The 11,938-nt window shown below is 72.2% G+C and carries 7 protein-coding genes; 4 read left to right on the top strand and 3 right to left on the bottom strand.

The features are described from left to right. A partial coding sequence (locus AC08OT_RS06500) for an AAA domain-containing protein (protein ID WP_476602631.1) occupies nucleotides 1-3,391 on the top strand: 3,391 nt, incomplete at its 5' end. Here AC08OT_RS06500 and AC08OT_RS06495 read toward each other — a convergent pair. Both AC08OT_RS06495 and AC08OT_RS06490 read right to left on the bottom strand, forming a co-directional pair. Continuing rightward, nucleotides 3,328-4,029: an acetamidase/formamidase family protein gene (locus AC08OT_RS06495; protein ID WP_476600524.1), complete on the bottom strand. Its 702-nt coding sequence runs from the start codon at nucleotides 4,027-4,029 to the stop codon at nucleotides 3,328-3,330. The two genes, AC08OT_RS06500 and AC08OT_RS06495, sit on opposite strands and share 64 nt — an antisense overlap. 65 nt (nucleotides 4,030-4,094) lie before the next feature. Further along, complete coding sequence (locus tag AC08OT_RS06490; protein ID WP_476593297.1) at nucleotides 4,095-4,646, bottom strand: hypothetical protein; 552 nt, start codon at nucleotides 4,644-4,646, stop codon at nucleotides 4,095-4,097. Between the two features lie 368 nt (nucleotides 4,647-5,014). Between AC08OT_RS06490 and AC08OT_RS06485 the strand changes: the two genes are divergently transcribed. Next, nucleotides 5,015-6,049: a thiamine-phosphate kinase gene (locus tag AC08OT_RS06485; protein WP_476602630.1), complete on the top strand. Its 1,035-nt coding sequence runs from the start codon at nucleotides 5,015-5,017 to the stop codon at nucleotides 6,047-6,049. Nucleotides 6,050-6,473: 424 nt separating this feature from the next. After that, complete coding sequence (locus tag AC08OT_RS06480) at nucleotides 6,474-10,253, top strand: multifunctional oxoglutarate decarboxylase/oxoglutarate dehydrogenase thiamine pyrophosphate-binding subunit/dihydrolipoyllysine-residue succinyltransferase subunit (RefSeq protein ID WP_476593295.1); 3,780 nt, start codon at nucleotides 6,474-6,476, stop codon at nucleotides 10,251-10,253. A gap of 191 nt (nucleotides 10,254-10,444) precedes the next feature. On the opposite strand, the gene AC08OT_RS06475 is transcribed toward AC08OT_RS06480, so the two are convergent. Continuing rightward, nucleotides 10,445-11,425, bottom strand: a complete 981-nt coding sequence (locus AC08OT_RS06475) for a zinc-binding dehydrogenase (protein WP_476593294.1) — start codon at nucleotides 11,423-11,425, stop codon at nucleotides 10,445-10,447. A 193-nt stretch (nucleotides 11,426-11,618) separates the two neighbouring features. Between AC08OT_RS06475 and AC08OT_RS06470 the strand changes: the two genes are divergently transcribed. Continuing rightward, nucleotides 11,619-11,861, top strand: coding sequence for a hypothetical protein (locus tag AC08OT_RS06470; protein WP_462203255.1), 243 nt, complete (start codon nucleotides 11,619-11,621; stop codon nucleotides 11,859-11,861). The last annotated feature ends 77 nt before the right edge of the window (nucleotides 11,862-11,938 follow it).

The following is an 11,938-nucleotide window of genomic DNA, read 5'->3' as shown; positions in this document are numbered from 1 at the left end:
GGCCGAGGCCGACGCGTCGCGGTGGCTGCCGCGGCCCGTGCCCCGGGCCACCGCGACCACCGCGACCACCGCAGCCACCACGACGACGGGGTCCGGGCCTGTCGGGCCTGCGCCGGTTCCCCCGCCGTTGACCGGCGCCGAGGCACTGGAGCTCCACGCCCTGCTGCGATCCGGTCAGATGCGATCTGGTCAGGACGCCGGCCCGGACCGGTCCGCCAGCCCGGTGGTCGAGATGAGCCGGTTCCTACCCGCCGAGCGGTTCGCGGACCTGGTGGCCGCCGCCCGCGCGGCCGACGAGGCGGTCCGCCTTGCCCGCGCGGCCGTCCGTCCCGCGACCCGAGGTCTCCTCGACACGCTCGCCGCCGTCGATCCCGCGGTGGTCTCCCTCGATCCGCTACAGCAGGCGGTCGCCAGGCTCTCCCGCACGCTCGAGGAGCTCGACGGGCGCGGGCAGCGGTCGCACAGACGGCGCTGGGTTCCGGCGGCCCTCGACGACGCCCTCGCCGGCCGGGACCGGGTCCTCTGGGCGAAGGTGGCCGCGGCCACGCCGATGATCGACGAAGCGACACGGCACGTGACCGAACTCGGTCTGCACGCGGTCGCCCTTCCGACCTCCGCGTCCCCGGACGGCTCCGCCTCGGCCGCCGACGCCGGCTCCCCGGCGGATCCGGGCTTCGACCCCGCCGCTCTGCTCGCCCGGGGGGAGGCGCTGCGCGAGCACCTCGACGCCGGGGGCGAACTGCGGCGCAGGTTCCGGCCGAAGATCCAGAAGGAGGCGGACGCGCTGCTGACCCGGACGCTGGTGGACGGCGTCGCGCCGACCACCCCGGAGCTGCTCGATCTCGTGCTCGTCCGGCTCCGGGCGGAGGTCGCGGTCGAGGCCGCGACCTCCGGGTGGGCCCTGGTCGGGATCGCGCCGCGGCCCACCGATCCCTTCGAGGTACGCCTGTCCCGACTGGTTGAGGCGCAGGAGGCCGTCACCGAGATCCAGGCGGTCGTAACGGCGCGGGACCGGGTCGTGGCGATCCTGGAGGACATCGTGCCCGGCCGGGCACCGGCGGTGGACTCCGCCGAGCGCGTCCGGGATCTCGCGGCCGTCATGGCCGCGCTGCGCCCGATGGCAGCCGCCGCCGCCGCCGAGCAGGCGCTGGGGGAACTGCGGGAGGGCTACGCCGAGCTTGCCACCGCGGCGGGCGCGCTGTCCGAGGTCGCCGAGCTGGCCGGCGCGGTGGCGGCCCGCAATGTGGCCGCGTACACGCGGACCCGGGCCGCGCTCGCCACCACCATGGCTGCCCGGGAGGTGGCACTGCGCCGGGACGAGCTGCTCGGCCGGCTGCGCGCGGCGCATCCCGACCTCGCCGATCTTCTCGTCTCGACGGCCGGCGCGACCCGGCCCAATGGAGCGGAGATCTGGCCGGCCAGGCTCGCGGCGTTCACGACCACCTGGTCCTGGGCGGTGGCCGCGAGCTGGCTGACCGCCAAGGCCGCCGGCGCCGGCGCGGCTCCCGGCGGCCCGGCTGGACCACCCGTCGATCTGGACGCCGAGCTGGACGCGGCGGAGGACATGGTCGCCGCGGCCACCGCGGAGCTGGCCGGCGCCCGCGCGTGGAAACACTGCCTCGAACGGATGGGCGCCGAGCAATCGGCCGCGCTGCGCGCCTATGCCGACGCGGTGGCGGCCAGCGGCACCTTCGGCGGCCGCCACGCCGAACGTTTCCGCCAGGCCGCCCGGGAGGCGATGGAGATCGCCCAGACGGCGGTGCCGGCCTGGGTCATGCCGATCCGGGAGGTGCTGTCGACGATCCCGGCGGTGCGCGACAGCTTCGACGTCGTGATCGTCGACGAAGGCAGTCAGGCCGGGCTCGACAGCCTGTTCCTGCTCTGGCTCGCCCCACGGGTGATCGTCGTGGGCGACGACCGGCAGTGCACGCCGCCGGTGGAGGTCACGGACGAGCTCGACCGGGTCTTCGACCGGCTGGCGGCCCTGCTGCCGGAGGTGCCGGCGTGGCTGCGCGTCGGGTTCACCCCCCGGTCGAGCCTGTTCACGCTGTTGCGGACCCGCTTCGGCGAGGTGATCCGGCTGCGGGAGCACTTCCGGTGCATGCCGGAAATCATCGAGTGGTCGTCGGCCATGTTCTACCGGGACGCGCCGCTGCTTCCCCTGCGCCAGTTCGGCGCCGACCGGCTGCCGCCGCTGGTCGCCCGGTTCGTTCCCCATGGTTTCACCACAGACGCGGGCCTCGGTCCACGCAATCCGGCCGAGGCCGATGCCCTGGTCGCGCAGGTGCTCTCCTGCGCCGAGGATCCCCGGTACGCCCGGCTCTCCTTCGGCGTCGTCGTCCCGCAGGGCACCGCGCAGGCGGCGCTGATCCGCGACCAGCTGGCCGACCGGATGTCCGCCGCCGAGCACCAGCGTCGACGGCTGCGGGTGGGCGTCCCCGCCGACTTCCAGGGCGACGAGCGCGACGTCGTCTTCCTGTCCTTGGTGGTGGCGCCCGACTCGCGCATCACCCCGCTGACCCGACTGGAGTACCAGCGGCGGTTCAACGTCGCGGCCTCCCGGGCCCGCAACCAGGTCTGGCTGTTCCACTCCGTACCGGTTACCGATCTTGACCCCCGCGATCTGCGGCACAACTATCTGAGCTACGTGCTGTCCACGACGCACCCGGCGACCGCCGGCCGCGGCGAGGAGCCCCCGGCGCTCGCCGAGATGCCGGCCAACCGTCCGCATCCGGCCTTCGGATCCCTGTTCGAACAGCGGGTCTTCCGGGAGATCGCCGGCCGCGGCTACCTGGTCACCCCGCAGGTGGAGGTCAACGGTCGGCGGGTCGACCTGGTCGTCTCCGGCGGTCGGGCCCGGCTCGCCGTCGAGTGCGACGGGGACGTCGGCTCCGGTCCGGACGAGATCGCGCACGAGTTCGCCCGGGAGCGCGAGCTGCGCCGGGCGGGCTGGCGGTTCTGGCGGGTCCGCCAGTCCGAGTGCGAGCTCGACACCGACGCCGCGTTGGCCTCGTTGTGGCCGCGGCTGGCGAGGGCCGGCATCGTGCCCGTGAACACCGGGGCGCGACGACCGCGGGACGATGCCGCCATCGGCCTCCCCCGCGTCGAACACTCCACCGTCCGGGCGAGCGCCGACGAGGCGCTGCACCGGTGGCGGCCCATCGCCCTGTCCGATCTGGAGGGCCTCGACGACGCACCGCCGGACGCCGATCCGCACGATCCGGCCCGTGATCCGGCCCGTGATCCGGCCCCTGCCCCCCGGCGAGGCGCGGGCGCGGCCCTGGGCGCCGGTGGGGGCGACCGCTCCCCGCGGGCCGAACGGGTCGGTCAGGCCGGCGGCCCGGCCACCCCGCCCGGTTCGAACGGCGCCGGCAGGACGTCGGGACCGTGATCGTCGTGGGGATGCCTCGACGCCTGCTCCGGCGTCTTCTCCGCGGCGTGTCCCGGATCCGTCGGGTCCTCGGTCTCCGAGTCGCCCACGCCGGCGATCCGCACGAGTCCGGGTCGCGGCAGTCGCGGCTTCACGGTCGGCAGTTCGGTGAAATCCGCCCGGCGGATGCGGCAGAACGCGCTCTGGGTTCCGGTGCCGAGCTGGCACGCCCCGAAGTCGGCTGCGGCGGACAGGTAGGCAAGCGCCTCGGTCCGGTCGAGCCCGACCCGGCTCTGTAGGAAGACCACCGCCGACCGCGCCGCGCGGCGGACGGACTCGGCGAGGTCAACGTCGAGCCCCAGGGTGACCCAGGCCGTGTCGGTCTCGATGAACGGTTCCCGCAGCGCGCCGAGAACCGACCGGGCCGCCGTGTCACGCAGCACGGTCAGCCGCAGCGTCGCCCGCAGCGGGCCATCCAGGGCGGTGGCACCGATCTTCCCGTCTCCGAGGGCGTAATGCGGATCGCCGACGGCGAACAACGCGCCGCTCACCTGGACCGGCAGGAACAGCCGCGCGCCCGCGCCGAGTTCCCGGCAGTCCAGGGCGCCGCCGTGCGGACCGATCGAAGTGGAGGGGACGATCTCGATCGTAGTGTCCACGCCGACCGCCATGATTCCCAGGAACGGCGCCAACGGAAACCGGGTCCTGCTGCCGTTCACACTGGTCAGGGCGCCGAACAGACGGCCCCGCCGGCGCTCCACAGCGCAGAAGGTGGTAACGGTGCGGAAGCGTTGCCAATGGCAGGCGTCGGCGTCCGAGTCCGGTGGCCCCCCCCCGCGGGGAACTCCCCGGCGAGCAGGCCCGCGCCATGGCGGGTCGAGACGATCCCATACCGTGCGCGGGGATGCAGCGAGACCATCTCAACCCGCAGCACGTTCCCCGGTTCCGCGCCCCGGACGAACACCGGTCCGGTGACGATGTGGGGGCCGTCCACCCCGAACCGGTGCGGGATACCCGAAGCGGCGATCGCCCGGGCGTCGGCCAGCACCTCCGACGGCGCGACCCCGAAACCGGCGAAGAAGGCGTCGGGATCGCGCCCCTGGTCGCAGAGGATCCCCTCCTGGCTGACCGTATCGAAGGTGACCGTGGCGCCGGAGTCGACACTGAGAACCGGCTTGGTCAGGGCGTTCGGCAGCTCACCCCATCTGATGGTCTCGGGGGTGGAGGGCAGGTAGTGCCTTCCCTCGATCCTTCCTCGGCCAGGCTGCAGCGCCACCCGGCCCTACCTGGACCGATGCCTGGTCAGCGGACCTCCGCTGGGCCGAATCGCCTGGGCGCGCGGCTGACCGGCCCCACGGATCACGGCAGGCCGCGGACGACATACACGCGGACAGGTCTGGCTTCGCACGCGCGTCAGATTTCCAGTGACATATGTCGGGAAGGTGACGCGGACGTTGCGATCACGGTCATTCCGCTGTTTCCGGGTACCCGGTGCGGTCAGGGCCGCGTCCACCCGTCGGTGCCGCCTCCGGCCGGGAGTCCCGGGTCCGGCCGGTCGGTCGGTCGGTCCGGGGGTCGGCGGGGTCGGGAGACTCCGACGAGGATGAGATATCCAGATCAGTAGGGTATTGGAGGATATGGCGAGTGGGAAGTCACGGGAAACCCCCGGCGGGCGCAACGCTGCGCGATCTGGGTGAGTTCGGCGTGATCGAGGCTGTGACGGCGCGTTTCTCCCATGGACGGGACGTGCTGGTCGGCCCCGGGGACGATGCGGCGGTGCTGGCCGCCCCGGACGGTCGGGTGGTCGTCACCACCGACCTGCTGCTCGAAGGACGCCACTTCCGCCGGGACTGGTCGTCCGCGGTGGATGTCGGGCACAAGGCCGCCGCGCAGAACCTCGCCGACGTGGCGTCGATGGGGGCGAGGCCCACCGGCCTGTTCCTCGGATTCGCCGCACCCGGCGACCTCGCGGTCGACTGGGCCCTGGCGATGGCCGACGGAATGGCCGAGGAATGCGCGTATGCCGGTGCCTCCGTGTCCGGCGGGGACGTCAGCTCCGCGGATTCGATCATGCTCGGGGTGACCGCGCTCGGTGACCTGCAGGGCCGGCCGCCGGTCCTGCGCTCGGGCGCCCGGCCCGGTGACGCCGTGGTGCTCGCTGGTCGTCTCGGGTGGGCCCAGGCGGGGCTGGCCCTACTCACGGCGGGTTCGGCAGCCGGCGATTCCCGATGGGTCGACGACCCGCGATGGAAGGAGCTGATCGCGGCGCATCGCCGGCCCCGGTCACCCTACGCGCTCGGGCCGGTGCTCGCCGCCGCGGGCGCGCACGCCATGTGCGACGTCTCGGACGGTCTCGTGGCGGATCTCGGCCACATCGCCGTGGCATCGGGGGTGTCCATCAATCTCGCGCCGGAAGCCTTCCTGATCGACGAGGCGATGCGGTCGGCCGGGGCCGCCCTTGATGTGGACCCGTTGCGCTGGGTACTCGACGGCGGCGAGGATCACGCGCTGGTCGCCTGCCTTCCCCCAGGAGTGACCCCGCCGGCCGGGTGCGTAATGATCGGTTCGGTCCTGAGCGGCGCGGGACCGGTCGGCGCGGGGGTGACAGTGGACGGGAAGCATCCCGTAGGCAGCGGCGGGTGGGACCACTACGGACAGTCCGCGACGGACGCACTCTGACCCCGGGCAAACCAAGGGACAACGACACCAAGGGAGAAAGGGCACCAAGGAGCAGAAACATCAAGAGGCAGATGCCGGCCCGCCAGGTCGCCTCACGGGCGTAGGTCGCTCGAAGCGACATTTATTGGGTCCGGGGGCCATGATGCGGGCCGGCGTCACCGAGCATAACCGACGGCCCGCCCGGGAGTATCCCCACCGTGCGGTGAACGATCGAACGATCTCGCTCTCGCCCTGATTGGCTGCAGCTGCCGGCCGTTCCCGGCGCCGGTCCGCGTATCCCGGAGAACACGCCGAGCAATCTACTCGTAACCGATCGGGGGACAGGTCGAACCAGGATGCCCAGAGCGGGTAGGATGGGTAGACGGTGGCGGAAGGGCCTTTCGGAGGCCGAGAAGCGAGACCGTGGATAGAGGCGAATGGCCCCGTGACAGCACCAACGGTACCTGCGTCAGGACCTGACTTCGGACCCAACGAATGGCTGGTCTTCGAGATCTACCAGCAGTTTCTCGAAGATCCGCAGAGCGTATCGCCGGAGTGGCGCGAGTTCCTCTCCGATTACCACCCCGGCACGCCGCCCGCCTCCGCGGGCGTAGCCGAGCAGGCCGCCACGGCGGCCCCTAACGGAGAGGTCTCGCCGGATGGTGAGGCCTCCCACACTACGCCTGTTCCGGTGAAGCCGAGCGAGGCCGTCCCGTCGGTTCCGCCCGTCCCGTCGGTTCCGGCCGCCGCGTCTGTTCCGGCCGCCGCGACCGCGCCGGTCCCGGCGTCGGCGCAGCCCGCCGGGCCCCCGAAGCAGGCGGCACCCGCCGACCGGCAGGTTCCGGGGGCGGCCACGCCGCTGCGCGGCGCCGCCGCCCGCGTGGTCAGCAACATGGAGACCTCGCTGCACGTCCCGACGGCGACCTCGGTGCGGGCGGTGCCGGCCAAGCTGCTCGCGGACAACCGCATCGTGATCAACCGGCACCTGGCCCGCTCCAGCGGCGGCAAGGCGTCCTTCACGCACATCATCGGCTACGCGATGGTCAAGGCGCTGGCCGCGCATCCCGTCATGAACGCCTCCTACACGGAGGTGGGCGGCAAGCCGGCCATCGTCCAGCCTGAGCACGTCAACCTGGGCCTCGCCATCGACCTGGTGACCCCGAAGGGCCGCCAGCTCGTCGTCGCCGCCGTCAAGAAGGCCGAGACGCTGGACTTCACCCAGTTCTGGCAGGCCTACGAGGACCTCGTGCGCCGGGCCCGGGCGAACAAGCTGACCACCGACGACTTCACCGGCGTCACCATCAGCCTGACCAACCCCGGCGGCATCGGCACCGTGCACTCGGTGCCCCGCCTGATGGAGGGCCAGGGCACGATCATCGGCGTCGGGGCGATGGAGTACCCGGCCGAGTTCTCCGGCGCGTCGGCGAACACCCTGGCGAAGCTCGCGATCTCCAAGATCATCACACTGACCAGCACCTACGACCACCGCATCATCCAGGGCGCCCAGTCGGGTGAGTACCTGCGCCGGATGCACCAGCTGCTCCTCGGCGAGGACGGCTTCTACGACGAGATCTTCCAGTCGCTGCGGGTGCCCTACGAGCCCGTGCGCTGGGTCACCGACATGCCGGTCGTGCACGAGGGCGACCTCGACCACAACGCCCGGGTGCTGGAACTGATCCACGCCTACCGGGTGCGCGGCCACCTCATGGCGGACACGAACCCGCTCGAGTTCGCCATCCGCAGCCATCCCGATCTCGACATCATCAGCCACGGGCTGACCCTGTGGGACCTCGACCGCGAGTTCGCCGTCGGCGGCTTCGCCGGGCACCGGACGATGTCCCTGCGCGACGTCCTGGGGGTCCTGCGCGACTCGTACTGCCGTCGGATCGGCATCGAGTACATGCACATCCAGGAGCCGGACGAGCGCGCCTGGATCCAGGCCCGGGTCGAGCGGGCCGCGGAGCGGCCGGACCCGGCCGAGCAGCTGCACGTGCTGGAGCGGCTCGGGGCCGCGGAGGCGTTCGAATCCTTCTTGCAGACCAAGTACGTCGGCCAGCGCCGGTTCTCCCTCGAGGGCGCCGAGTCGACGATCCCCGCCCTCGACGAAGTTCTCTCGCGCGCCGCCGGCGCGGGGATGGACGAGGTCGTCATCGGCATGGCCCATCGCGGCCGGCTGAACGTGCTCGCCAACATCGTCGGCAAGTCCTACCGGCAGATCTTCGCCGAGTTCGAGGGCTACCTCGACCCGCAGACCGCGCACGGCTCCGGCGACGTCAAGTACCACCTCGGCGCCGAGGGCGTCTACACCGGCCAGGACGGCCGCACGGTACCGGTCTCGGTGGTCGCGAACCCGTCGCACCTCGAGGCGGTCGACCCGGTCACCGAGGGCGTCGTCCGCGCCAAGCAGGACATCCTGGACAAGGGCTCGGCGGGTTTCACCGTCTTGCCGGTACTCGTCCACGGCGATGCCGCGTTCGCCGGTCAGGGGGTCGTCGCCGAGACCCTCAACCTGTCCCAGCTGCGCGGATACCGCACCGGCGGCACCGTGCACCTGGTCATCAACAACCAGGTCGGATTCACCACCTCGCCGAACTCCGGCCGGTCGTCGGTGTACGCCACCGACGTCGCCCGGATGGTCCAGGCACCGATCTTCCACGTGAACGGGGACGACCCGGAGGCGTGTGTCCGGGTCGCGGCGCTGGCGTTCGAGTACCGCCAGGCGTTCCACAAGGACGTCGTCATCGACCTGGTCTGCTACCGGCGGCGCGGGCACAACGAGATGGACGAGCCCTCGTTCACCCAGCCGTTGATGTACGACACCATCGCCAGCAAGCGTTCGGTGCGCAAGCTCTACACCGAGGCGCTGATCGGCCGCGGGGACATCACCCGCGAGGAGGCCGAGCAAGCGATGAAGAGCTACCGCGCGGAGCTCGAGAAGGCCTTCGCGCAGACCCGGGACACCACCCCGGTGGGCTCGTCGCCGCAGCCACGCATCATCACCACCCCGGAGGAGGCCGCCGCGGCGGCCGCGGTGAGCACCGCCGTGTCCGACGAGGCCGTGAAGAAGGTCATCGAGACCCAGGTCAACCTGCCGGAGGGCTTCACCGTCCATCCACGGCTGCGTCCCCAGGTCGAGCGGCGGGCCCAGATGGTGGAGGCCGGCTCGATCGACTGGGCGCTGGCGGAGACCTTGGCCTTCGGAACGCTCCTACTCGACGGCCGCTCGGTGCGGCTGACCGGTCAGGACAGCCGGCGGGGCACCTTCGGCCAGCGGCACGCCGTGCTGGTCGACCGGCACAGCGCCGCGGACCACACCCCGCTGCGGACCCTGCGCTACGGCCTCGACGGCACCATCGTGAACGACGGTGTCGGCACCTTCTACGTCTACGACTCGCTGTTGAGCGAGTTCGCGGCGATGGGCTTCGAGTACGGCTACGCGGTCGCCCGGCCGGACATGCTGGTGCTCTGGGAGGCGCAGTTCGGCGACTTCGCCAACGGTGCCCAGTCGATCATTGACGAGTTCATCACCGCCGGTGAGGCCAAGTGGGGCCAGCGGTCGGCAGTCACCCTGCTGCTGCCGCACGGCTACGAGGGTCAGGGTCCCGACCATTCCTCCGCCCGCATCGAGCGCTTCCTGTCGCTGTGCGCGGACAACAACATGACGGTCTCCGCACCCTCGTCCCCCGCCAGCTACTTCCACCTGCTGCGCCGGCAGGCCCTCTCGCCGGTCCGGCGCCCGCTGGTGGTCTTCACCCCCAAGTCGATGCTGCGGCTGAAGGCCGCGACGTCCACCGTGGCGGAGCTGACCGGCAGCGGCTGGCAGCCGGTGATTGACGACGGGTCCGTGACGGACCCGTCGGCCGTGCGCCGGGTACTGCTCACGGGCGGCAAGGTCTACTACGATCTCGCCGCCGCCCGGGGGAAGCACGATGACGCCGAGCGGTTCGCCCTGCTGCGCGTCGAACAGCTCTACCCAACGCCCGGACCGGAGCTCGCGCAGGTCCTGGAGCGTTACCCGAACGTGACGGACATCGTCTGGCTCCAGGAGGAGCCAGCGAACCAGGGCGCCTACCCGCACATGGCCCTCAACCTGACCGAATTCCTGCCCGGCGGCATCCGGCTGCGTCGCATCTCCCGGCGCGCCGCCGCGGCCCCGGCCTCGGGGTCGTCGAAGGTGCACGAGCGCGAGCAGCAGGCCCTGGTCGAGGCGGCGTTCGAGAACTGAGCGCGCGGCTGGCGGGGCGTGCCCGATCCGAGGACCGGGTCCCGCCCCGCCAGTGGTGTTCCCGCCCCGCCAGTGGTATTCCCGGGCCGCCGTGCCCGGCAGCGCCACCGGCGTGCGGCGGCCGGTCCGGCTCGCCACCTGGCTGGCCCGCCCAGCCCCGAGCCAGGAGTCCCCGCATCGCACCAAAGAGGCTAGGCGGGGGGGCGGAGTATCAGCTTGCCGAAGAACTCACCGCCGAGCAGCTGCTCGAAGGCGGCCCGGGCATCGGCCAGCGGGCGCACCTCGTGGATCAGCGGCCGCACCCTGGTCCGTTCCGCGAACGCGACGAGGTCGACCAGCTCGTCCCGGCTCCCCATGGTGGAACCGATCACCGACAGCTGGAGGAAGAAGATCCGGGTGAGGTCCGCCGGCGGGTTCGGACCACTGGTGGCGCCCGAGACCACGATGCGCCCGCCGGGGCGCAATGCCTTCACCGAGTGACCCCAGGTGGCGGCGCCGACGGTCTCGATGACCGCGTCGACCCGGCGCGGCAGCCGGGCACCAGGTTCGAGAACCTCGTCGGCGCCGAGGGCGGCCGCCCGCTTCCGCTTGGTCTCGTCCCGCGAGGTCACGAAGACGGTGTGCCCGGCGGCCTTGGCGATCAACAGCGCCGCGGTGGCCACCCCCCCACCGGCTCCCTGGATGAGCACGGTGCCGCCGCCCCCGGCGGGCAGCCCCGCCCGGGAGACGACCATCCGGTAGGCAGTGAGCCAGGCGGTCGGCAGGCAGGCGGCCTCCTCCCACGACAACCCGGCGGGCTTCGGGATCAGGTTGCGCCGCGGCACGGCGACCCGCTCGGCAAGGGTTCCCGGGTACAGCTCGGACAACAGGGTCCGCTTCGGGTCCAGCGTCTCGTCCCCCCCGCCCGCTGCCGGATCACCGATCACGCTGTGGACGATGACCTCCTGCCCGTCGGGGGTCACCCCGGCGGCGTCACAGCCGAGGATCATCGGGAGCCGATCCGCCGGCAGGCCCACTCCACGCAGGCTGAACAGGTCGTGATGGTTGAGCGAGGCGGCCCGCACCGTGACGGTGACCCACCCGTCGAGCGGCGCGGGTTCGGGCTGCTCCCCGATGGCCAGGCCGTCGAGTGGAGAATCGGGGTGGAGGGACACGGCGGCGGCGGCTAGCACCCTTCGAACCTACGGCTACCGGCGTGCAGACGCGAGCGAGGCCGACCGGCGCGGATCCGCTCAGGACAACCGACAGGCGACGCCACGGACGAAGGGGACCATCCGGGCCGGCAACCGCGCCTGCCACGCCGGTGTGCTGAACTCGACACCGTGGGAACAACAAGGGTGGACGTCCAATGGTAAACGGGCCGTGGTGACCCACGAGGACATGCCCGACTCGCCACGCAGAAACGGGTCGAGCCGGCGGCTGGGCTGGCGCCGCCGACACCCCGCGCCCATCCCGGAGGCACCTGCGACGGTCATCGTGGACGGCATACCGGTCATCACGGTGGCTCCCGCCGACTTCGTGTGCTGCTCTTACAAGGGATGTGGGACCCTGCGCCCGCTCGCGGAGGCGGCGGAGAACCGGCCCTGCCCAGGATGCGGCCGGGTCTGAGAGCACGCGGTCTCGCAAACGGCCCGGGAACGCGGCTCAGGGACCCGCAGCGGGACGCGGGGCCACGACCGTCTAGG

The sequence above is a fragment of the Frankia sp. CgJB1 genome, from assembly GCF_977947065.1.
This window is presented reverse-complemented; position numbering and strand designations above follow the sequence as displayed.